This window comes from Stenotrophomonas tumulicola (assembly GCF_014117215.1).
In the GTDB taxonomy this organism is placed as follows: domain Bacteria; phylum Pseudomonadota; class Gammaproteobacteria; order Xanthomonadales; family Xanthomonadaceae; genus Stenotrophomonas; species Stenotrophomonas tumulicola.
Map to the genome: position 1 here is coordinate 53,118 of NZ_JACGXS010000009.1, position 22,319 is coordinate 75,436.

The 22,319-nt window shown below is 67.0% G+C and carries 16 protein-coding genes; 8 read left to right on the plus strand and 8 right to left on the minus strand.

Annotation, left to right across the window (positions count from 1 at the left end):
• Window positions 1–80: 80 nt before the first annotated feature.
• Window positions 81–950 carry a LysR family transcriptional regulator gene (locus tag H4O11_RS15085; RefSeq protein WP_182340277.1) on the minus strand — a complete coding sequence of 290 codons (870 nt, stop codon included), beginning with the start codon at window positions 948–950 and terminating at the stop codon, window positions 81–83.
• Between the two features lie 130 nt (window positions 951–1,080).
• On the opposite strand from H4O11_RS15085, the gene H4O11_RS15090 reads away from it, so the two are divergent.
• Entirely contained in the window at window positions 1,081–1,827 is a 747-nt protein-coding gene (locus tag H4O11_RS15090; RefSeq protein ID WP_182340279.1) for a glucose 1-dehydrogenase, read from the plus strand.
• Here H4O11_RS15090 and H4O11_RS15095 read toward each other — a convergent pair.
• From H4O11_RS15095 to H4O11_RS15115, 4 genes are all read right to left on the minus strand, one after another.
• A complete protein-coding gene (locus H4O11_RS15095; protein WP_182340280.1) occupies window positions 1,810–2,436 on the minus strand; it encodes a hypothetical protein in 627 nt (208 codons plus the stop codon). The genes H4O11_RS15090 and H4O11_RS15095 overlap by 18 nt on opposite strands.
• Window positions 2,437–3,067: 631 nt before the next feature.
• The gene (locus H4O11_RS15105) at window positions 3,068–5,794 is read right to left on the minus strand and encodes a TonB-dependent receptor (protein ID WP_182340456.1); all 2,727 of its coding nucleotides are present in this window, start codon (window positions 5,792–5,794) and stop codon (window positions 3,068–3,070) included.
• Window positions 5,795–5,861: 67 nt separating this feature from the next.
• Window positions 5,862–6,890 (minus strand): FecR family protein, encoded by a 1,029-nt coding sequence (locus tag H4O11_RS15110; RefSeq protein WP_182340282.1) that lies wholly within the window; start codon window positions 6,888–6,890, stop codon window positions 5,862–5,864.
• Window positions 6,887–7,441: an RNA polymerase sigma factor gene (locus tag H4O11_RS15115; RefSeq protein ID WP_246333523.1), complete on the minus strand. Its 555-nt coding sequence runs from the start codon at window positions 7,439–7,441 to the stop codon at window positions 6,887–6,889. Before H4O11_RS15115 ends, H4O11_RS15110 begins: the two co-directional genes overlap by 4 nt.
• 222 nt (window positions 7,442–7,663) lie before the next feature.
• Between H4O11_RS15115 and H4O11_RS15120 the strand changes: the two genes are divergently transcribed.
• From H4O11_RS15120 to H4O11_RS15130, 3 genes are all read left to right on the plus strand, one after another.
• A complete protein-coding gene (locus tag H4O11_RS15120; protein WP_182340284.1) occupies window positions 7,664–10,549 on the plus strand; it encodes an autotransporter family protein in 2,886 nt (961 codons plus the stop codon).
• A gap of 109 nt (window positions 10,550–10,658) precedes the next feature.
• A complete protein-coding gene (locus H4O11_RS19460; protein ID WP_281367600.1) occupies window positions 10,659–12,158 on the plus strand; it encodes a S8 family serine peptidase in 1,500 nt (499 codons plus the stop codon).
• Between the two features lie 250 nt (window positions 12,159–12,408).
• Window positions 12,409–13,527, plus strand: coding sequence for a YncE family protein (locus tag H4O11_RS15130; protein ID WP_182340462.1), 1,119 nt, complete (start codon window positions 12,409–12,411; stop codon window positions 13,525–13,527).
• A 528-nt stretch (window positions 13,528–14,055) separates the two neighbouring features.
• Here H4O11_RS15130 and H4O11_RS15135 read toward each other — a convergent pair.
• The gene (locus tag H4O11_RS15135; protein WP_246333524.1) at window positions 14,056–16,527 is read right to left on the minus strand and encodes a UvrD-helicase domain-containing protein; all 2,472 of its coding nucleotides are present in this window, start codon (window positions 16,525–16,527) and stop codon (window positions 14,056–14,058) included.
• Window positions 16,528–16,757: 230 nt separating this feature from the next.
• Here H4O11_RS15135 and H4O11_RS15140 point away from each other — a divergent pair, with 230 nt between their 5' ends.
• Both H4O11_RS15140 and H4O11_RS15145 read left to right on the plus strand, forming a co-directional pair.
• Window positions 16,758–17,570: an alpha/beta fold hydrolase gene (locus H4O11_RS15140; protein ID WP_182340288.1), complete on the plus strand. Its 813-nt coding sequence runs from the start codon at window positions 16,758–16,760 to the stop codon at window positions 17,568–17,570.
• Between the two features lie 63 nt (window positions 17,571–17,633).
• Window positions 17,634–18,602: a polysaccharide deacetylase family protein gene (locus H4O11_RS15145; RefSeq protein ID WP_182340290.1), complete on the plus strand. Its 969-nt coding sequence runs from the start codon at window positions 17,634–17,636 to the stop codon at window positions 18,600–18,602.
• Between the two features lie 42 nt (window positions 18,603–18,644).
• Here the strand turns inward: H4O11_RS15145 and H4O11_RS15150 are convergent, their stop codons facing one another.
• Complete coding sequence (locus tag H4O11_RS15150; RefSeq protein ID WP_343042845.1) at window positions 18,645–19,490, minus strand: class I SAM-dependent methyltransferase; 846 nt, start codon at window positions 19,488–19,490, stop codon at window positions 18,645–18,647.
• A gap of 76 nt (window positions 19,491–19,566) precedes the next feature.
• Entirely contained in the window at window positions 19,567–20,535 is a 969-nt protein-coding gene (gene dmeF, locus H4O11_RS15155; RefSeq protein WP_182340294.1) for a CDF family Co(II)/Ni(II) efflux transporter DmeF, read from the minus strand.
• A 53-nt stretch (window positions 20,536–20,588) separates the two neighbouring features.
• Between dmeF and H4O11_RS15160 the strand changes: the two genes are divergently transcribed.
• Both H4O11_RS15160 and H4O11_RS15165 read left to right on the plus strand, forming a co-directional pair.
• Window positions 20,589–20,861: a metal/formaldehyde-sensitive transcriptional repressor gene (locus tag H4O11_RS15160; RefSeq protein WP_182340296.1), complete on the plus strand. Its 273-nt coding sequence runs from the start codon at window positions 20,589–20,591 to the stop codon at window positions 20,859–20,861.
• A 94-nt stretch (window positions 20,862–20,955) separates the two neighbouring features.
• The gene (locus H4O11_RS15165; RefSeq protein ID WP_182340298.1) at window positions 20,956–22,287 is read left to right on the plus strand and encodes a GTP-binding protein; all 1,332 of its coding nucleotides are present in this window, start codon (window positions 20,956–20,958) and stop codon (window positions 22,285–22,287) included.
• Window positions 22,288–22,319: the final 32 nt, after the last annotated feature.

The following is a 22,319-nucleotide window of genomic DNA, read 5'->3' on the forward strand; positions in this document are numbered from 1 at the left end:
TGGTTCATTAATGCGCGCGCCGGGGGATCCAGCGCCGACGCTGCCCTGTTGGAGCAGCCTGGCCAGTCTTGGAGATTGGGTCAGCGTGCTGCCATGGCAGAGTCCGCCAGCATCGCATCGGCGATATCCAGCATCGCGCGCAGGCGGTCCATGTGCCGCAGGTCGTGGTGGTAACCCACCCATACATCGCGCGCCGGTGGTTGATCCTGCGTGTCGATGCGCTGCAATCCCGCCACTGCATCGCCCACTGGCCGTGGCAACACGGCAATGCCCATGCCGCGTACGCACATCTGTGCCTGGACGGTTCGGCTGGTGCTGGTGAAGGCGCGCCGTGAGTGCGGGAACCTATCAAGCACCCAGGCGACATCAGGGAAGTGGGATTGCGCGGTATTCATGAGGATCAGCCCTACCGATGCCGGATCCTCCTGCGCTGCACGTGCGGTTTCGGCCGAACCATAAAGGCCGTACGGAATGCTCATCAGCCGGCGCTGGACGATATCCGGTTCGCTGAAGGGCACGATGCGAAAGGCCACGTCGGCATCGCGACGTGAGAGGTCGAGCAATCGGTAGCTTGCGATCACCTCTGGCACGACGGCGGGATGGCGGCGCCCCAGTTCGGCCAGCACGGGGGCCAGCACATACCCGGCGAACCAGTCCGCCGAGGATATCCGCAGGATGCCCTCGAGGCGTCCGTGGCTGCCGGCCAGGCGCCTTTCCATGGACAGCGCGGAGTTCTCCATGGATTCGGCCAGTGCCAGCACGGCGTCTCCGGCGTCGGTGAGCACCAGCCCGTCCTTGGTCCTGCGGAACAGCGGCTGCCCGGCTTCCTCTTCCAGCGCCTTTATCCGCCGCCCCACCGTGGGATGGCTGACACCCAGGCGCCGGGCCGCCTCCCCGAGGGATCCGCCCCGGGTTGCCGCCAGGAATATCCGGACGTCGCTCCACTCCATGCCCTGGCTGCCCGTTCAAAAATGTACGAACAATATGCAGGAATGAAAGTTCTCAAACAATCCTGTGGGTATCACCCTGTCAGTCTCCCACTGGCCCATACCGGGCCAACCTGATCTGGAATCCCAAGACATGAGCAAGCTGGAAGGCAAGGTCGCCATCGTAACGGGCGCTTCGAAAGGCATGGGCGCGGGCATCGCCCGCCAACTGGCAGCCGACGGCGCGAAGGTGGTCGTCAATTACGCGTCGAGCAAGGCGGGCGCAGACAAGGTCGTCGCTGATATCGAAGCCGCAGGCGGCGAGGCGGTGGCGGTGGGCGCGGACGTGACCAACAAGGCGCAGGTGGACGCGCTGGTCCAGGCGGCCATCGACACCTTCGGGCGGCTGGACATCGTGGTGAACAATTCCGGCGTGTACGAGTTCGCCAGGATCGAAGACACCACCGAAGCGCTCTATCGCAAGCAGTTCGACATCAATGTCCTTGGTCCGCTGCTGGTCATCGGCGCGGCTGCGCCGCACCTGGGCAAGGGGGCAAGCATCATCAACATCAGTTCGTTCGTCACCCGCGTCCTTCCGGCTGAGAGTGCCATCTACACCGGCTCGAAGGGCGCGGTGGATGCCATCACCGGGGTGCTGTCGCGCGAGCTGGGCCCGCGCGGCATCCGTGTCAATTCGGTGAACCCCGGCCTGATCGAAACCGATGGCACCCACGCGGCCGGAGTCATCGGATCGGACTTCCATGCCTGGAACGAGGGCCAGACACCATTGGGCCGCATTGGCCAGGTACGCGACATTGCACCGATCGTTGCCTACCTCGCATCGGATGATGCGGGTTGGGTATCGGGCGAGCTGATCCTGGGGTCAGGTGGGATGCGTTGACGTTGCCAGCGCGTTGGCCTGGTTGGCCTCGTATATCTGGTTGGCCTGGTTGATCCACTCTGCCCATTGCGGCCACGAGTGCACATGCGTGCTTTCAAATAAGCGCATCGCCACATTGTCCTCATGCAGTGCATCCAGCAGCGGTGCCAATGTCGGATGGCCGGCTGTCGTGGTGTAGCTGAGCGACAGCAGCGTACCCATTCCGGAAAGGTACGGCTCCCTCGCGGCGGTGATGCTGCTGGTGCCATGCTGGTCGATGTCCATGCGTTCCAGCGCATTTACATGTGCCTTCAACCAGTTCATCAGTGCCGTGCGAAGGGGCAGCATGGCCTCGGGTGTATGCAGGTACCGGGCGAAGGGCCGTTGGGCAGCCAGGTGTGATGGGTGGGTATCGTGTGCGAGCTGCTGTATGTGCGTTGTCGTGCCACCCTGCGACGAGGCATGTGCAATGAGTGCCTGCTTGAACTGGCGCCATGCAACGCGCAGGTCCCATGAAAGGACGTTGAACGTGTGCTGTTCCTGCTCACTGATGGTGCCCGGCGCTGCCGACACCGGCGCGGGTGGACGTGCGTCGTTGCCCTGCAAGGGCATCAGGTGTGTGTCCAGCATATGGTGCGCCGCCACGTGTCGCTGAAGCCACTCCTGCGTGCACGGCAGGACCCTGACATACCCCGGGGGCGGGGTGGGGCGTTGCGTGGCAGGTGGCACCCTGACAAAGCCTGGCGGTGTATCGGAACGTTGCGTGGCAGGTGCCTCGGCCGGTGGGTGCGCCTGCCGTGGCAGGGGTTCGTTGGTCACCTGTGGCGGTGCCGCCAATGATCCCGCCGCCCGGATCATCGCCTGGGTCGTCGCCAGCGTCCGGTGCAACGGCAGAGACAAGGGCAGGGAGAACGACAGCTGCGATGGCGCGGTCGTGCTTGGAGGGTTCAGGGGCATTGTTCGCTCCGCATGTCTGCAGTGCAGCCATTTCATACCAAGCAGCGGCCGATGCCCTTCAGAAACCGCTCGTTGCCATCATCGCGGACATGGGAGCAGATGCTGCGGCGCAACCCAGCTCACGCCATCAGCCCACGGATGCACACGATGGCGATGACGGCGAATATCGCGATCCATATCACGCGCGTGAGGCGGTTGCCTTTCGGATTGGGCATCGTCTGCTGCTCCCAGTCTGTCTGCAACCGGAAGAATACACCGGGTTCCTGCGCGACGTGGCCAGGCATGGCGTGCCGGCACGTTGATATCAGCGGAACGTCAACGTCAGCCTTAGATAGCGCCCCAGCGGGTCATCCAGCCCAGGCACCAGGGTGCCGTTGTCGGGGATGTAGTTCACCGGTTGCGCATCGAACAGGTTGTGCACGTCCAGCGCGGCGCTGAAGCGCGGGCCGAATGATCGGCCCAGGTGCAGGTCCCAGCGCAGCTGGTCCGGATTACGGCAATGGCCGTCGTCATGCTGGCCTGCCGGGCACGGCTGCTCCGGCAGCCAGGCAAGGGTGGAACCCCGGTAGTTGGCGCGCAGTGCGATGTCCCAGCGTGGGTCCTGCCATTGCACGCCCAGCGTGCCGGCGGTATCGGGCGTGGAATATCCCAGCAGGTCCATCGTGGTGCTGTTGCGGCGGAAGCGCCGTAGTTCCTGCTGGTGCAGTGCATCCACCGTGAAGCGCCATTGTCCGCTGTCCACCTGGCCGATGCGGTAGTCGCCGCGCAGCACCCAGTTGCGCGACACCGTGCGCCCCAGGTTGTCGAAGGACAGGCGCACGCCCTGCAGGTGCCCGCTGCCGTCCAGGCTCCAGGTGGCGCTTTCCCAGCTGGCGTCTTCCGGACGCAGCGCCAGGATCTCGTTGCGCAGCTCCACCACGTTGTGGGTGAGCGTGAGCGACAGCGCATCGTTGGGTGTCCAGCTGGCGCCGAGTGAATGGCTGCGTGCGGTTTCCGCGGCCAGCGTCGGGTTCTCTGCCACCTGCACGTCCACCATGCAGCCCTGTGCCGTTTCAAGCGTGCAGGGGGGCAACGCGGGTGATGCCCGCAGCGTGCGCATGCCGAAGTAGGCCGGTGGACGGCGGCGCTCGAACAGGCTGGGCGCGCGATAGCTTTCGCCGCTGGACAGCAGGAACGACCAGCTGGACGAGGGCGTCCAGCGCAGGCCGGCGCGGGGAGAAAAATCGCGATAGCGGCCGTCGCGGTCCCAGCGGGCGGCCAGGTCCAAGCGCAGGCTGCGCGCCAGTGGCAGCCCAAGTTCGGTATAGGCGGCATTGGACTGCCGCGACAACTGCCGCTGTTCCACCGGCAGGGCCAGCGCCAGTTCGCCCTTGCCCAGCAGCGCATCCGGGCGGGCGGTCCAGGTTTCCCGGCGCAGGTCGATGCCGCTGGCCAGCTGTGCGTTGCCCCCTGCCAGCGCGAACAGATCGCGTTGGACGCCCCACCACGCCTGCCATTGTTCGGTTCGCCCACGGTTGTGGATGGTCGGGAACAACTGTGCGGCCAGTTGCGGTGGCAGTTCGGTGAAACCGGGAATGAAGCCTTCCCGCAGCGCGTCCTGCAGGCGCGCGCTGTGCACGGTGCCTTTGGTGGACAGGTGGACCTGGCTGCGCTGCCGGCTGAGGCCGGCTTCCCAGTGCCGGCCGGGCTGGTCGCGGCCGAGGCCCACGGCCAGGTCTGCCTCCAGCGCACGTACGCGGGTGCGCACGCTGCCGGCTTCCTGGAACACGTGGTTGATCACCATCCCGTTGCGGAGGTTCAGGCCGACGGCGGTGGGGCCGAGTTCCAAGCGCTGCAACGTCTGGCTGGCGCGCGCTTCGGCATAGGCATAGTGGCCCTGTTCGCCTTCGTGGCGGAAGCGTGCATACAGGGCTGCGGCGGTGGAGGCCGGTTGCAGCGAACGCGCGCGTGCGCTGTCGAACCAGCAGCCGTCGTCATCCTTGCGCAGTGGCGCGCCGCACAGGGGGGCGGGCACGTAGTAGCCGTTACCGGTGAGCAGGCCGATGGGGTAGGGGCTGTCGTTGGCATTCCAGGCGCGACGGTGGCCGGCCACGTGCTCTGCGCGCAGCAGGTCGGCACCGATGAACCAGCGGTCGCCACTGCGCGTGGTGCCGCCGGTGGCCGCCTGCAGCCGGTTCTGCGCGCCATCGCCATGGCTGCTGGTGCCGGTCTGGAGCATGGCTTCGGGGCCATCGGCGTGGTCGCGCAGGATGATGTTGACCACGCCGGATATCGCATCCGCACCGTAGATGGCGGACGCGCCGCCGCGCACCAGTTCGATGCGTTCGACGAAGCTGAGCGGGATGCCGCCCAGGTCGGTCAGTGCGCCTTGTTCCAGCGACACCATCGGGTAGCGCGGCAGGCGCCGGCCGTTGACCAGGAACAGGGTGGCGCGTGGCCCCATGCCATCCAGGCTGGTGGTGGCCGCCGCGCCCATCGGCAGGTACATCGAATCGCCACTGCGTGCGCTGCTCAGTGGCGAATGGCTGTTCATGCCCGGGAGCTGGCGCAGCAGGTCGTACAGCGAGCCATGGCCGCTGCGCAGGATGTCCTCGCGTTCGATCACCGCCAACGGCAAGGTGGTCTGCACGCTGGTGCGCGGCAACCGGCTGCCGGTGACCTGCAGGGTGGGCAGCGCCACCGAGGCGGGGCCGGTGGCTGCGGCAACGGCCGGCGTTGCTGGGGTGGGTGGCTTGGGCGTGGCCGGCGCAGGCGCGGCTGCCTGGCGGCGCACCACGTAGACGCCGGGCGTGCCGTGCAGCACTTTCACCGGCAGGCCCTGCAGCAACTGCTCCAGTGCGGCGTCCGGGGCATGCCGTCCGTGTACCCCGCGCGAGCGCAGGCCGCTCAGTTCGGCGGCATCGAACAGCAGCGCCTGGCCGCTGCGCTGCGCCCACTGCTGCAACGCGTCGGCCAGCGGCTGCGTGCCGATCTGGTAGTCCAGCGGCGGCGTCCGGGCTTCGCCGGCGATGCTGCCGCCGGCAAACAGCATCAGGCACAACGCTCCGCGGTGGAAGCGATGCAGCAGCGTGCCGGGCGCGGGAGGTGCCACGGCTGGATCAGTGCGCGCGCTGCAGGACCAGCGCCCCATCGCTGCGTGGATGCCCTTCGATGGCCCAGCCCAGCTGCAGCGCCTCCAGCAGTGCCTGCTGGTCGCCGGCGCGGAAGCGGCCGGTGAACGCCAGCGCGGCAAGCGATGGATCGGTGATGACCAGTGGCGTGGCGGTATAGCGGTTCATCTGTTCGGCCACTGTCTGCAACGGCGTGCCATCGAATACCAGCGTGCCCTGCAGCCAGGCCTCGGCGCTGCCTGCCGGCAATGGCGGCCCGGTTTCGATGCGGCCGGTGGGCAGCACCTGCAACTGCTCGCCGGGTTTCAACACTTTCTCGCTGGCCTGTGCGCCTGCGCTGGTAACAGCCACCGCGCCTTCCAGCAGTGCCACGCCGATGCGGCCATCGACGAAACGTTCCACCTGGAAGGTGGTGCCGATATCCACGATGGTGCTGGTGCCGGCCACTACCCGCAGGGGCTTGGTCGACGGTGCCACCTGCAGTTGCACGCGTCCGCGTTCGATGTCGATGTGCCGCTTGCGCCAGCCCACGCGCGTGGTCAGTGCGCTGCCGGCATCCAGGGTGGCCACGCTGCCGTCGGCAAGGGTCTGCAACTGCGGCACGCGGCTGTCGTTGGCAACCCGCTGTGGGGTGGGGAGGCCATCGAGCACCAGCAACGCACCCAAGCCCAATGCCAGGCACAGCCCGGCGGCGGCTGTTGCGGCGCGCGGCAGCAGCCGGCGGCGCGCTGCTGCCGGTGCGTGCCGGATGGGGGCTGGTTGGGGCGGGGTGGCCACGCGTGCGGCGGCGGCGCGCAGCCACGGGTCATTGGCATTGGCCGCGGTGTGCAGGTGCAGGGCCTCGGCTTCGGCCCAGGCGTGCAGGTGCGCGGGGTCTTCGGCCAGCCAGTCTTCGAACGCGTCGCGTTCGGCGCTGCTGCAGTCCGCGGCATCCAACCGTGCCACCCATTCGCTGGCACGGGCAAAGACAGCTGCGGCCGTGGTTGCTGCCGGCGATGCATTTCCGTGGTTGCTCATGGTGTACCTCCATCCTTGCCGGATGCGCCCGGCCCCAGGTCTTCGCGCAATCCCTGCAGTGCACGGGCGATGTGTTTTTCCACGGTCTTGGCGGTGATGCCGCAATGCCGGGCGATCTGCGAATAGCTCATGCCGGTGATGCGGTTGAGCAGGTAGACCTCACGGCAGCGCTCGGGCAGCCGGGTCAGCGCTTGCCGAAGCCTGCCCAGCATCTGTTCGGATTCGGCATGGTGCAGCGGATCCGGGCCGGCGGCGCGCGGTTCGTCCGCCATGCCCTGGTCGGCCAGCGACAGGTGCTGGCGCACGTGCGGCGAGCGTCCGCGGTCGGCCAGGCGGTTGCGCGCGATGCGGTACAGCAGCAGGCGCAGCTCATCCAGCGGGTGCTGCTGGTAGCGCATCAGTCGTTCCATGCTGTCCTGTGCGATGTCCTCGGCGTCTTCGGGGCTTGCGCCACGTGCGCGCAGGAAGGCGCACAACGGCACGCGCTCTTCGCGCAGGAAGGCGGCGAAGGCCTCCGGTACCCGGGGCAGCGCAGGCGTGCTGCGGATCAAGGGAGACGGAGTGGACAGGGGGCACCTCGGACTGCGCGCGACAGCTGGAATCCCCGAGTTTTACGCAATGCCGGCCGCAGGGGGAAGTGTGCAACGGCCGGGGCGCATAACATGAACGCATTTAGAAATTATTTCAGGCAGAAGACGGGGGAGGTTGGTGCGCTGAACCGTTGAGTAAGTGTTCCGCATGGTGCGGACCTTGGTTTCAACGGGGAACAACGAATGAAGCAATCGGTGCTGAGTGTCGCGTTGGCAGGCCTTCTGGGCGCGGCCGCGATGGGAGCTGCCGCGGATGCGGCGGCAATGGGATTCCACATCAACGGGGACAAGGTGTTCCTCAGCGGCGGCGTGACCTATGCCGACGTGGTGGCGCTGCCGGCGCTGCTGGCCAAGGCGCAGGCTGAAGGGCACCAGATCCGTGAGGTGGTGCTGCGCACCTCCAACGGCGGTGCGCTGGTCAGCGGTGAATACCTGCAGGCCGTGATCCGCACCGCAGGCCTGGACACCATCGTGTCCGGCCATTGCATCTCGTCCTGTTCGATCATGCAGTCCGGCGGCGTGCAGCGCTACATGGCCGGCGACCTGCCCACCGTGGATTCGGTGCAGATCCATGCGGCCAGCAGCGGCGGACGGGTGATCTACTCGCCCTCGCCGCGCATGACCGGCATCTACACCCGCAACTACGGCGGTGGCATGGACAGCAACCTGCTGCACAAGGCCATGTTCGAAGTGGTGCGGCCGAATGGGCTGCTGGTGTTCAGCGACCCCAGCCGCACCACTGGTGATTCGGTGAGCTTCGATCCGGATGGCAGCGGCGCCAACCGCGAGACCTTTCCCGGCCAGGACATCTTCAACAACAACATCATGACCGCGCAGGGCTACCACGACCCGGGCGATACGCTGCATGTCACTGCCGATGCCAGCGGGGACATCAACCCCGGTTACCTGCGCACCGGCAAGTTGCTGCAGGCCTTCGTGGACGATGACTTCGCGCGCTGGGACGACGACAACTACCAGACCACCTACATCAACCTGGCCCAGTCGATCTACAACGCGTCCGGTGACGGACCGCAGGGCATCGGTGCCGGCTCGATCCAGGATTACCTGGGTGATCCGGAAATGCAGGCGCTGCTGCTGTCCAAGCTGCGGTTGGACGAGCTGGATGCCAGCGTGCTGGACGATTCGGCCGGCGTGATCCGGGTATCCAACGGCGCGGTGTGGCAGACCGCTGCCACCACCGGCGCTGATTACATGCTGGTGGAAGACGGCACCATCGCGCTGGAGGGCGGTGCGCTGCGCGCAGCCGAAGTGCGGGTGCAGGCCCCCGGGGTGCTGGTGGGCCACGGTGACATCGCCGCGCCTACCCTGGACCTCGACGCCATGTACGGCGGCGCCGGGCCTTCCTGGCGCGAGGATGGTTTCAACCGCCTGCGTGTGTATGGCGCACTGATGCCGCGCGGTGGCGACCTGGTCACCCACGGCTACGTCAACATCATGCCCGGCGGCAGCGTGCTGTTCGACGTGACCGAGGCCGGTGGCACCGATACCGGGCGCCTGCGCGTGGGCAGCTTCTACGACGGCGGCGCCAACGACGGTGCGCTGGTGATCGCCGAGGGCGCGCACCTGGCCTTGAACGTGGCGCGTGGTTTCTATTCTGACGGCTACCGCCGTGACCTGGTGGAAGGGCCGATCTACGAACAGGGCTTCGATGGCGTGGTGCGGCTGGGTGATGCCGACTACAGCGCCAGCATCGCAGAGGGCGAGGTGTTCCGACCGCGCCACAACTCGCTGCTCAGCTTCAACGTCAACCAGGTGGAAGATGGGCTGTGGCTGACCGCCAACCCCGGCTTCGACCAGCTGGAACTGTTTGCCAATGCGCGCTCCGGCGATGGCCTGGGCCAGGTGCTGGCAGCCGCCGCCAACGGAAATCCTTCGGCGATGAAGCCGCTGCTGGGCGCGCTGCAGTTCGCCGACCGCGATGTGATCCAGCAGCAGGCCGGCGCACTGCGCGGTGATGCGCACGCCACCCAGCGGCTGGCTGACCTGGCACTGGTGGGCACCATCGGCAACGTGGTGCAGCAGCACCAGTTCGCCACGCGCAGCAGCGGTGGCGACAGCACCGGGCTGGCGGTACAGGCGGCGCAGGCCGCATCGGCGCAGCCGGGCATGGCCAGCGGCAGCCTGTTCAACCAGCTGGCGATGCATCTGGTGGAGCCGGCCACCACGGCAGGTGGATCCACCACCGATGCCGGTGGCCAACGTGGGCATGGCATATGGGGCCGCGGTTTCGGCGGCCAGGGGCGCATTGATGGCGGCGATGGCGTGGCCGGCATGACCCATACCATCGGTGGCGTGGTGGTGGGCGCGGACACGCGCCTGGCCGACGACAAGGTCGGCCTGGGCGTGAGCGTTGCAGCAGCGGACATGTCGACCAAGGGCCGCGATGGCGCGGCATTCACGGGTGACGTGCGTGCGCTGGATATCGGTGGCTACCTGGATGCGACCTATGCGCGCGGCTACCTGTCCGCATCGGTGCGTTACACCGACCTGCACCACGATACGCGCCGCAGCATCACCGGCATCGAGGGGTTGGAGGCATCGTTACGCGCCAAGCATGACAGCAGCGCGGTATCGGCGCGGCTGGAACATGGGTTCTCGTTCACCACGGCCGGTGGCGCGGTGATCCAGCCGCTGTTGCCGGTGCTGGATTACACCCGCCTGTCGCGTGCACGTTTCAATGAAGGTGACGCACCCGGTGCGCTGCTGGGCCGCGACGATGGCCTGGAAAGCATCCGCGTCGGCGCCGGGCTGCAGTTGTTCAAGACCTTCCAGGGCAACAACGGCGAGCGCATCACCCCGCATGCCCGCGTGGTCTGGCAGAAGGAGCTGGGCGATTCATCGGCACGCTATGCCACTGCGTTCACCGGCGCGCCAGACCTGGTGTTCGGCGCGGACAGCCGTGCACTGGGCGAACAGCTGCTGTCGTGGAACCTGGGCGTGACCAGCAGGGCCAGCGAGCGCCTGTCGGTGATGCTCGATTACGTGGGTGAACGCCGTGATGGGCAGACCCAGAACGCGGTGATGCTGGGCCTGGGATACCGGTTCTAAGGCCACCGCCGGCGCCTTGCCGGCGACGTGGCATGACTCCCGCCATGCACAGCGCGTGCATGGCGGTTCCTGCAGAAGCAAGCGCCGTCAACCGAAAGAGGATCCCGTAATGCGCAATCACGTAGCTACCGCCCTGGGTGTCGCCGTTTCCCTGTGCCTGGCCAGCTCTGCTGCCTGGGCACAGTCCTCCGCGCCGAAGGTCTGGTCGCAGGGCATGGATAATGAAACCGGGTACAGCAGCTTCATCGTCAAGTACCGCGACGGCACCACGAAGCGAACCTCTGCCGCTGCCGCGAAGGCGGGCATCAGTGCGCGCTTCGGCCAGCAGCAGCGCAGCAAGCGCTCGCTGGCTGGCGGCCTGGCCGCGCGGCTTTCCTACCAGCGCCGATTGGGCGTGGACGCTGATCTGTTGCAGGCCGACCAGGAGTTGGATCGCGCCGAGGCCGAAGTGCTGATGCGCAGGATCGCCGAGGATCCGGACGTGGAGTACGTGCAGCCCAATTACCTGATGCGTGCCTTCGCCGCGCCCAACGATCCGCGTTACGGCGAGCAGTGGCACTACGCCGCTGGTGCCGGTGGCGCACGTTTGGAAAATGCCTGGGACCGATCGACGGGGGCCGGCGTGGTGGTGGCGGTGGTGGACAGCGGCATCCTGCGCAATGCCGACCTGGATCCGAACATCCTGCCGGGCTACGACATGGTGTCCAGCACGCGGCCATTCTCCGATGCCAGTTGCCGGGGCAGCCAGATGCTGCCCGGCTGCGGCGGCTCGGACGATGGCAACGGCCGCGATGCTGATCCATTGGATGCCTCCAACGTGGGCCACGGCACGCACGTGGCCGGCACCGTGGCGGCGGTGACCAACAACGCGCGTGGCGTGGCCGGCGTGGCGTTCGATGCGCGCGTGGTACCGGTGCGCGTGCTGGGCAACCAGGGCGTGGGTGGCTCGGCCGACATCATCGATGGCATGTTGTGGGGCGCGGGCGTCGCGGTGCCCGGCGTGCCGGCCAATGCCAACCCGGCCGAGGTGGTGAACCTGAGCCTGGGTGGGCGACGGGCGTGTTCGCCGGCCGAACAGGACGCGATCAACCGGATGGTCAACCGCGGCACGATCGTGGTGGTGGCCGCCGGCAATTCCAATACCGATGTGTCTGGCTTCGCCCCGGCCAACTGCAACAACGTGGTGGCGGTGGCCGCCAATGATCGCAATGGCAACCGGGCGATCTATTCCAACTACGGGCAGCGGATCGACATCACCGCGCCCGGTGGCGAAACCTGGAGCTGCCCGGACCGCGGCGAGTTCCTGCCGCTGGACACCACGCCCACTGCGGCGGCCTGTGGCCGCGTGCTGGAGCATCCGAACCAGGGCGTGCTGTCCACGCTGGGCAACAATACCTACGGCTTCGATGCAGGCACCTCGATGGCGGCGCCGCATGTAGCTGGCGTGGTGGCGCTGATCCAGTCGGTCTCGGCGGTGCCGCGCAGCACTGCGGACATCAAGGACCTGCTGGCGCGCACCGCACGTGCGATTCCCGCCGCGCAGTGCCCGGGCGGCTGCGGGCCCGGCATCCTGGATGCGGACGCGGCGGTGAGGGAGGCTACGCGCTAAGCCAGGCGGCGCCGTTGCCGGCGCCGGTACCGGAAGCATGATGGTGCGTGGCAGGTGGGGTTGGTCGTGGGGCAGGGGGGTATCCCACCTGTTACCATGCGTAGGACCAGCCAGCCTGTCCACGCGCCTGTTGCGTGGGTGGCCGCCACAGTGCACCCGCACTGCAGACGCGGCCACGCGAGCCAAGGATTTTTCCCCTGACTCACACAAGGATGCTTCCGTGGATTCGAAATTTTCAAAGCAGCCGGGCATGGCCCGGTTCTACCGGGCAGCCGTGCTCGGCCTGGCCATCGCCATGGCCTTCGGCGCTCCTGCGGCCGTCGCCGCCACGCCCACTGCCGCCGTGCAACGCAACGCCGTGGCCCAGGGCCTGTACGAGCTGGCCTACAGCGCGAAGCAGGATGCGGTGTACGTAGCTTCTTCCGGCGGCTTCGGTGATGACGCCGGCCCGGCACAGGTGCTGAAGCTGGATCCGGACACGCTGGCCGTGCAGGCCAGCATCCCGCTGGAACGCAAGGGCTTCGGCGTGGTGCTGGACGATGCCAACGACCGCCTGTACGTGGGCAACACCGTGGACACGTCGGTGACCGTGGTGGATACCGCACAGGGCAAGGCGATCGGCATCGTGCAGTTGATGGAGAAGAAGGTCGGCAAGGACGGCAAGGCCAGCTATACGCATGATCTGCGCGAACTGGTGGTGGATGGAGCCAACAACCGCCTGTACGTCACCGGCCATTCGGGCGAGGGCAGCGTGCTGTTCGTGGTGGACACGCAGTCGCTGGCACTGCTGGATACCATCCCCGGCCTGGGCAATGCGAAGGCACCGGGCCTGGCACTGGATGCGCCCAACAAGCGTGTATACACCAGCAACCTGCTGGGCGAAGTGGTGGTGGTCGGCACCGACACCGGCAAGGTGGAGCAGCGTTACAAGGTAAGCGCCGAGCAGCCGATGAACATCGCGCTGGATCCGGCCGGATCGCGCCTGTTCGTCACCGACCAGGGTTCGGAGATGATCCGCAAGTACCAGGGCAGCAGCATCGAAGGTTTCGCCTCCACGCACCCGGGCAAGCGCGTGCTGGTGCTGGATCGCACCACCGGCAAGGAGCTGGCCAGCATTCCCGCCGATGCCGGCACGCTGGGCATCCTGCTGGATGCACCGCGCAAGCGCCTGTACGTGACCAACCGCGAGGCCGGTTCGGTGACAGCGTATGACAGCGACAGCTACAAGCCGGCAGGCACCTGGTCGGTACCGACGCACCCGAACAGCCTGGCGCTGGATGCGAAGAACAACGTGCTGTACGTGACCATCAAGAATGGCGAAAAGGACGAGAAGGGCACGCAGGAAAGCGTCGCGCGGATCGCCCTGTAACCGCCATCGCACATGATGGGTTCGGTAGAGCGGGGCCATGCCCCGCTTGATGCATGACAACCACTGATCACGTCAGCTGAAGAGCAGCGGGGCATGGCCCCGCTCTACCGGGCAGGGCGGCGGTAGTTGACGGGCCATGCCCGTCACCGGCAGAGGCAGCAAGGCATGACAGGACAGCGGTAGTGACGGGCCATGCCCGTCACCGGCAGAAGCAGCAAGGCATGACAGGACAGCGGTAGTGACGGGCCATGCCCGTCACCGGCAGAGGCAGCAAGGCATGGCAGGGCAGCGGTAGTGACGGGCCATGCCCGTCACCGGCAGAGGCAGCAAGGCATGGCAGGGCAGCGGTAGTGACGGGCCATGCCCGTCACCGGCAGAAGCAGCGGGGCATGACAGGACAGCGGTAGTGACGGGCCATGCCCGTCACCGGCAGAAGCAGCGGGGCATGGCCCCGCTCTACCGGACAGCGCGGTTGGTAGTGACGGGCCATGCCCGTCACCGGCAGAGGCAGCGGGGCATGGCCCCGCTCTACCGGGTTCGTGGTTTGTGCTCGCAGCGGGGGTAGTTGGTGCACGAGTGGAACTCGCCGTACTTGCCGCTCTTCTTCACGATCACGCCGGTGCCGCAGGCGGGGCAGCGTTCTTCGCGTACCGGCTTGCCATCAATCGTGGTCACCTGCACGGCACCTTCGCGTTCCAGTTCGTCGAGGAAGCTGGAGCGCTTTCCCACCACCGTGAACATCGCCACCGAGCGCCGTGCGCGTGTCAGCGCGACATAGAACAACCGCCGTTCTTCTCCCAGTGGATAGGTGTCGCCGCTGGGCATCGCCAGCGACAGCACGGGGTCATCCGCGCGCGTGTTGGGAAACGCGCCGTCCAGCATGCCGGGCAGGATCACGTAGTCGGCTTCCATGCCCTTGCTGCGGTGTGCGGTGAGGAAACCCACCTCCATCGTCGCGCCGAAGCGCGCCTTCCAGTTGCTGGGCAATGCAGCGCGGTCGGCGTTGTAGCGTCCCAGCACGAACACCTGCAGCCTGCCGTCACGGCCGGCCGGGATGGCACCGGCCAGGCAGGCCTCGTGCAGCCGCTGCAGGTACTGGCCGACGGCGTCGGTGATCTGTTCGCGTGACGCCACCTGGAAGGCCTGCAGCACCGGGCCGTGGCTGGGCGTGCTGGAGCGCACCTGCTTGGCAATCTGCGACGGGTTGGCGCTGATGAAGTGGCTGGACACATCGCACAATGCCTGTGGGCAGCGGAACGTCTGCTCCAGCCGCAGCACCTGGCCCTGCCCGAACCATTGGCGGAACCGTGTCATCACCGAGACGTCGGCACCGGCGAACCGGTTGATGGACTGCCAGTCATCGCCCACCGCGAACAGGAATCTTCCCGGCGCCTGCACCAACGCACGGCACAGGCGTGCGCGGGCCCGCGATGCATCCTGGAATTCGTCAGCCATCACCAGCCTGTAAGGCGACACGTAGCGCCCCTGCTCCAGGTGTTCGGCGGCCTGGTTGAGCATGTCCTCGAAATCGATGGCGCGCTCTTCATCCAGCGCATCGTCCCAGGCCTGCAGGACAGGACCGGCGATTTCCAGGAAGCGCCGATGGCGTTCCTTGAAGACATCGTCGGGCATCGCGCGCAGGCGCTCGGCCATGTCGCCCAGGCTGAGGCAGTTGCTCTTGGCGTGGCTGATGAAGGTGCGCATCAGGCCGATCAGCTCGGTGTCGGGCATCGGCTTCTGGCCGTCGTCCGGGATGTCGCGGTCGGGATTGGGGTCCACCTCGACACCGCCGGCAGACAGTGCGTCGTCCAGGTCCTCGAACGCCCAGCCCATGCGCAGACCGTGCGAGCTGGTCTGGATGGTGCGGCGGCCCGCGTGCTGCCGCAGGGCATCCTGCTGGCCGCCATGTGCGTGGCAGAGATCCGCATCCGGGTAATGGAAGCGGGCCGGCTGCTGGCGAAAGGCTTCGGCCCCGGCATCAAACGCGTGTGCCCGGTCGTAGGCGTAACGCACGCCGTTGTAGAAAAGCCAGTCGGCCAGCACGCAGTCTTCGACGCTGCGCACGCGCTCGCCCTGCAGCGTGCGCACATAGCCGGTGCCCTCCTTGTCCCAGCCATCGGCATCCATCGCACCGCCCAACAGGGGCAGGTCGCGGCCGAAAACCAGCCGGAACATGTCCCATTGGGTGCGGAAGGCATGCGAGCGATCCTTGAGCCGGTCGACCAGGTCGGCCAGCTTGTGGAAACCCAGCGCTGCGTCCACGGCCCAGTCCGGCACGAAGGGGCGGCGTCCGGTTGCGTTGGCGATGATGGCCAGGCCCAGGGCATGGAAGGTCCGGGCTTCAACTGCGGCGCCGGCCATGCCGGCACGTGCGAAGGCACGGTCCGCGCGCTGTTGCAGTTCCTTTGCCGCTTCCTTGTTGAAGGCCAGCATGACGATCTGGTGGGGTTCGGCGTAGCCGCGATGGATGGCATAGGCGGCCTTGGCCACCAGGGTAGACGTCTTGCCGGAGCCGGCTGCGGCCACCACCTGCACGCGGTTGTCGAAGCAGATCACCGCATGCGCCTGCTCATCGGTGAGGGGCCTGCTTTCCACACGATCCAGCAGCGACCGTGCGGCGTTGCGTTCAGAGGCCAGGATCTGCGCGTTCACTGCCTCGCTGGCGGCCGTCCAGTCCTGCTCCCACAATTCCAGTTCGACCAGCGCGGAGTCGCGTGCATCCTCGTCGTCATGCAGCGCGGGATCGCTGAACAGGTCGTGCAGCGTGTCGATCCCTACCTCGACCAGCGTGGGCGGGCGCATGGCCAGCAGTGCCTGCAGGCAATCGTGGCTGATCCAGCGGTGCTGCGCGCGGTGGTGCGTGAGCAGGTCCTCGGCATCGCCATTCCATTGCCGCATCGCATCGAGGTGGCGCACCAGGGTGGCACGGCGTTGTAGCGGCTGCCGTGCCGGATCGGCGTCGTCCAAGGCGGTGCGGGGGGATTTCCAATACGGGGCCATGCGTGTTCCGGTCCTGCCAATGCCTTCGGTGCTGCGCCAGCGGCCGACGACGGCATGGATGCAGCGTTGCATGATAGGGCAACGGCGATCCGCGCCGAAGGGTGCAGGCGGGAGCGCACGGGGCCGGTAACGGGCGTGCACGCCATGTCATGGCGGCCGGGCGATCTTTCACGATGCCCACAGGTTGCGCGCCGTAGCGTGGGGTCTTGTCCTGTTTCCATGGAGTTTCCATGACTGCTCCCCGCGTTCGCCTGCATATCGAAGATTCCGGCGGTGCTGGCCGCCCTGTCATCCTGATCCACGGCTGGCCGCTGTCGGCGGCGTCCTGGAAGGCGCAGTTGCCGGTGCTGCGCGACGCCGGCTATCGGGTGATCAGCTACGACCGGCGTGGCTTTGGCCGCTCCGACAAGCCCGCCGATGGCTACGAGTACGACACGCTGGCGGCCGACCTGGCGGGCATCATCGAGGACCTGGACCTGAAGGAGGTGTCGTTGGTCGGCTTCTCGATGGGCGGCGGCGAGGTGGCGCGTTACATCGGCAACCACGGCGAAGCGCGCCTGCACAGCGTGGTGTTCGCCGCCGCGGTTCCACCGTATCTGCTGAAGGGCAGCGACAACCCGGATGGCCCGCTGACCCAGGAGGCGGCCGACGGCATGGCGGCGGACCTTGGAAAGGACCGCGAGGCGTTCTTCGACGGCTTCACCAGGACGTTCTTCAGCGCCAACGGCAAGCTGAAGGTGACCGAGGCGCAGCGTCTTGAAGCGGTGGCCCTGGCCCATCAATCGGACCAGACCGCGGCGTTGGGCTGCATGCACGCCTTTGCCACCACCGATTTCCGCGCCGACCTGGAGCGGGTGGCGGTGCCGACGCTGGTCATCCATGGCGACAGTGATGGCACCGTGCCGTTCGAGGGCTCCGGCAAGCGCACCCATGCGGCCATCGCCGGCAGCGAGCTGATACTGCTGAAGGATGCGCCGCACGGTTGCAACGTCAGCCATGCCGATGAGTTCAACCTGGCGCTGCTGAACTTCCTCAAGAAGTAAGCTTGGGTCCGGATCCTTCTCGCGAAGCGGGATCCGGGCCCCTCTCTTCTTGCACGGATACGCATGAAAATCACGCTGTGGACCTGGCTGCTGCTGGCGGCCTGTGGAATTGCCCAGGCGGCTGAAGCCGACCGCCGCATTGCGGTGACCATCGACGACCTGCCGTGGGCGCGCCTGGATGAGATGGCGCCGCCGGACCTGCAGGCGCGCCACCAGGCGTTGTTGCAGCAGTTGCGCCTGGCCGATGTGCCGATCGTCGGTTTCGTCAACGAGAACAAGTTGGAAGCGGACGGCGTGGTGCAGCCGCAGCGCGTGCAGATGCTGCGTGACTGGCTGGATGCCGGCTACGCGCTGGGCAACCATACGTATTCGCACATGGATCTGAATGCAAAGGGCGTGGATGCCTTCCAGCAGGATTTCCTGCGTGGCGAGCAGGTGCTGCGGCCCCTGCTGGCCGAGCGCGGACAGGTGCCGACGTGGGTGCGCCACCCGTACCTGCGTGCGGGCCGTACGCCCGCGGACCGCCAGTTGATGGCGTCCTTCTTCGCCGGGCATGGCTATCGCATCGCACCGGTCACGGTGGACAACGGCGAATGGGTGTGGGCGTTCGCCTATGCCAACGTACTCAACGGACAGCCGCCATCGGCCGAACGCGAAGCGGCGCTGGAACGGCTGCGACGGGGCTACGTGCCGTACATGCTCAACAAGCTGGATTACTACGAACGGCAGTCGCAGGCCCTGCTGGGCTATGCGTTGCCACAGGTCTGGCTGATGCATGCCAACGAACTCAATGGCGCGGTATTCGCTGAGCTGGCGGCAGCGACGCGGCGGCGCGGCTATCGCTTCATCAGCCTGGATGAGGCGCTGCGCGACCCTGCCTATGCGCGTGGCACGGACGGTTACGACGGCCGCTATGGTCCGAGCTGGTTGCACCGCTGGGCGATGGCCGAGAACAAGCCAAAGGACTTCTACGCCGGCGAGCCCGTGGTGCCCGATTGGGTGAAGCGGTTGGCGAAGGTGGATTACGAGTAATGCGGCAGGTGCCGGGCCCTGCCTGCAGGATCGAGGACGCCGCTATCCTTTTTTCACGGCCAGCACGCCATCCAGCGCCAGCTCCGCCTTGAAGCCGGCCTTTTCCAATCGCCTGGCGACCTCGCGCGGCACATCACGGCCACTGGTGAGCCTGTTCGGTGCACCGGTGTAATGGAACAGCCGGCCGCCCTTGCGGATGACACGTGCGAGGTGGTCGTAGAACACCTGCGAATACAGTTCGCCGGCGATGCCAAAGCGCGGCGGGTCATGCAGGATGGCATCGATGCTGTTGCTGGCGACGTGTTCGATCTCGCGTGAGATGTCGCCCTGTGCGATCTGCAGCCGGCCACCGGCGGCCGGTGCGTCCGGATCCGGCGACCACGGGTTGAGCGTGCGCAGCCACAACACATCAGGATTCTTTTCGAACGAACGTACCTGGCCCACGCCTGCCTCCAGGCAGCACGCGGCGAAATAGCCCAGGCCACCGCAGGTGTCGAGTACCACCTTGCCGGCCGGCGAGACCAGCTCCACTTTGCGTCGCGCATCCTCGAACGGCGATACCTTGGCGGTGGGCAGCATCTTGATGCCGTCGATCTCGAAGGTCGGTGCGCCCCAATCGGTCGGCACCAGCTTGATCAAGGACGTGGCAAAGCGCGAGATCGGCGCGAATCCTTCCCCGTCCCAGAAGTACAGCGTACGGTCCTTCAGCTTGCCCGGCCACGGATAAGGCTGGCCACGGAAACCGAAACCTGCCGCCGACAGTGCGACGTCGTCCTGGCTGCGCAGCAGGTCCAGCGAGCCTTGCCACTGGCTGGCACCGCCGTCGAAGGCGCGTTGCAGGGCGATGGCGGAGTCGCGGGTCAGCAGGGGACCGGTGTAATGAGGCACGGCGGGGGGCGTCGGACGGGGCAGCACATCATAGCGGAGCGCCGCCGCCGTCCGGCCAGGCGGGGGCGGCAATGGGTCAATGGACGTGGTGCATTTCCAGCGTGACGTGCACCAGTTCCTCGTGGATGCCCAGCGCATCGCGCAGCGTGTCGGCGTCCAGCGTGGGGTCGCTGCTGACCACGCTGGCACTGACCGCATACTTGCCGCGGCCCACCTGCCATACATGCAGGTCGGCCAGGCGCGCGGCCCACGGCCCCTGTTCGATCACCTCGCGCACCTCCTGCACCACCGGTGCATCCATCTGCGCATCCAGCAGGATGCGCCCGCTGTCGCGCAGCAGTCCCCACGCCCATGCGGTCACCAGCAAGGCACCGACCAGCCCCATCACCGGATCCAGCCAGGCCGCGCCCCATAACTTGCCGCCCAGCAGCGCGATGATGGCCAGCACCGAGGTGGCGGCGTCGGCCAGCACATGCAGGTAGGCCGAACGCAGGTTGAGGTCGTGGCCGTGGGAATGCCCATGGGAGTGCCCATGATCGTGGCCGTGGGCAGCGGGAGCGTGGTCGTGCTGATGATGCGCATGGCCGGGGCTGTCATGCAGCCACCAGGCGCACAGCAGGTTCACTGCAAGCCCCACCACGGCGATGGCGATGGCCTGGTCATAGTGGATCTGCGCAGGTGACCACAGCCGCTGCAGGGACTGGAAGGCCATCAGCGCGGCCACCGCCAGCAGCGCCATTGCACTGGTATAGCCGGCGAGGATCTCGATCTTCCACGTGCCGAAGGCGAAGCGCGGATCGGCCGCATAGCGACGGGAGCAGCGGTAGGCGAACACCGCCAGGCCCAACGCCAGCGCATGCGAACTCATGTGCCAGCCATCGGCCAGCACCGCCATGGAGTTGAACCACCAGCCGCCGCTGATCTCCACCACCATCATCACCACTGTCAGCCACATGGCGCGGCGCGTGTTGCGTTCGGCCAACGGATTGCCATCGTCGAAGCGATGGTCGTGGCGGCGTGAGTCGGCGATGGCATCGAGCTGCATGGGGCATCCAGGCTGGTTTGGTTTATACCCCCATAGGGTATACCATCAGCTGCATGGCACACGTAACCAAGAACCAGAAACAGCTGCTCACCCGCGTACGCCGGATGGGCGGGCAGGTTGCCGCGTTGGAGAACGCATTGCAGCAGGGCGGCGACTGCGCCGATGTGCTGGTGCAGGTGGCAGCCGTACGGGGGGCGGCGCACGGACTGCTGATGGAACTGTTGGCCGATCATCTGGCCGAACACGTGGTCGGCGCCGACGATGAAGCGACCCGCGCAAGCGAAGCACAGGTGCTGGTGGAACTGCTGCGTCGCTACGGCAAGTAGGGCGGCCAGGCGTGGCCATCCACGGGATGGGCTTGCCGACGGACGATAATGTTATAAAGTAACATTTCCTGTCCCAGTGAAGCCGTAGCGCCGCATGAACACTGCACCCCACGCCGACCGTCGCCTGCCTGTCACCGTCCTGTCCGGATTCCTCGGCGCGGGCAAGACCACCCTGCTCAACCAGATATTGCGCAACCGCGAGGGCCTGCGGGTGGCGGTGATCGTCAATGACATGAGCGAAGTGAACATCGATGCGCAGCTGCTGCGCGAGGGCGGTGCGGCGCTGAGCCGCACCGAAGAGACGCTGGTGGAGTTCAGCAATGGCTGCATCTGCTGCACGCTGCGTGATGACCTGCTGCAGGAAGTACGACGGTTGGCGCAGAGCGGTCGCTACGATTACCTGCTGATCGAATCGACCGGTATCGGCGAACCGATGCCGGTGGCGGCCACCTTCGCGGTGCGCGATGGGCAGGGCTTCAGCCTGGATGACATCGCGCGCCTGGATACGCTGGTGACGGTGGTGGACGGCAGCAGCTTCCTGGCCGACTTCAGCTCAACCCAGCGGCTGGAAGAGCGTGGCCAGCAGGCCGGGCCGGACGACGACCGGGGGGTAGTGGACCTGCTGTGCGAGCAGGTGGAGTTCGCCGATGTCATCGTGGTCAGCAAGGTGGACTGCGTGGACGATGACCTGCTGCAGGATACGTTGGCCGTGTTGCGGGGCCTGAACCGGGATGCACGCCTGCTGACCGCCGTGCATGGCCAGGTGCCGCTTGGCGAACTGGTGGGCACCGGCCGCTTCGATTTCGAGCGTGCGCGCCAGGCCCCGGGCTGGGTGAAGGAGCTGCTGGGCGAGCACACGCCTGAGACCGAGGAGTATGGCATCACCAGTTTCGTCTACCGGGCGCGCCGGCCATTCCATCCCACCCGCTTCGCGCGGATGCTGCAGGCGGGGCTGCAGGGAGTGATCCGCAGCAAGGGCTGGTTCTGGCTGGCCAACCGGATGGACTGGGTGGGCGAGCTGCATACCGTAGGCGCGGCCACCCGCACGCAGGCCGCGGGATTCTGGCACGCAGCGCGCGAGCGGGTACGGGCGGGCGAGGAAGATACCCTGCCACGGCTGCCACCGGCGCCGCTGCCCTACAGTGAACTGGGTTGGGTGCGGCAGCAGGCGCACTGCTGGACCGCCCCGCTGCCTGCGGCCGATGGCAGCGACCTGCAGGGGCAGGCCGCGCTGCAGGCACTGTGGCATCCGCTGTGGGGTGACCGGCGGCAGGAACTGGTGGTCATCGGCGTGCACATGGACCAGGACGTGGTGCGTGCGGAACTGGACGCCTGCCTGCTTGACGATGCGGAGCTGCGTGCCGGGCCGATGCTGTGGCACGGCCTGCCACAGGCGTTTCCGGCGTGGCAGCGCGCCGTGTCGTAGCGCCAGGCCACGCCCGGCGGCAAGGCACCCTG

Coding starts and splice junctions, on each gene's coding strand:
- H4O11_RS15085 (WP_182340277.1), bottom strand. CDS start 950: ATGGAGTGGAGCGACGTCCGGATATTCCTGGCGGCAACCCGGGGCGGA.
- H4O11_RS15090 (WP_182340279.1), top strand. CDS start 1,081: ATGAGCAAGCTGGAAGGCAAGGTCGCCATCGTAACGGGCGCTTCGAAA.
- H4O11_RS15095 (WP_182340280.1), bottom strand. CDS start 2,436: ATGCTGGACACACACCTGATGCCCTTGCAGGGCAACGACGCACGTCCA.
- H4O11_RS15105 (WP_182340456.1), bottom strand. CDS start 5,794: ATGCTGTTTGCCGGCGGCAGCATCGCCGGCGAAGCCCGGACGCCGCCG.
- H4O11_RS15110 (WP_182340282.1), bottom strand. CDS start 6,890: ATGAGCAACCACGGAAATGCATCGCCGGCAGCAACCACGGCCGCAGCT.
- H4O11_RS15120 (WP_182340284.1), top strand. CDS start 7,664: ATGAAGCAATCGGTGCTGAGTGTCGCGTTGGCAGGCCTTCTGGGCGCG.
- H4O11_RS19460 (WP_281367600.1), top strand. CDS start 10,659: ATGCGCAATCACGTAGCTACCGCCCTGGGTGTCGCCGTTTCCCTGTGC.
- H4O11_RS15130 (WP_182340462.1), top strand. CDS start 12,409: ATGGCCCGGTTCTACCGGGCAGCCGTGCTCGGCCTGGCCATCGCCATG.
- H4O11_RS15135 (WP_246333524.1), bottom strand. CDS start 16,527: ATGGCCCCGTATTGGAAATCCCCCCGCACCGCCTTGGACGACGCCGAT.
- H4O11_RS15140 (WP_182340288.1), top strand. CDS start 16,758: ATGACTGCTCCCCGCGTTCGCCTGCATATCGAAGATTCCGGCGGTGCT.
- H4O11_RS15145 (WP_182340290.1), top strand. CDS start 17,634: ATGAAAATCACGCTGTGGACCTGGCTGCTGCTGGCGGCCTGTGGAATT.
- dmeF (WP_182340294.1), bottom strand. CDS start 20,535: ATGCAGCTCGATGCCATCGCCGACTCACGCCGCCACGACCATCGCTTC.
- H4O11_RS15160 (WP_182340296.1), top strand. CDS start 20,589: ATGGCACACGTAACCAAGAACCAGAAACAGCTGCTCACCCGCGTACGC.
- H4O11_RS15165 (WP_182340298.1), top strand. CDS start 20,956: ATGAACACTGCACCCCACGCCGACCGTCGCCTGCCTGTCACCGTCCTG.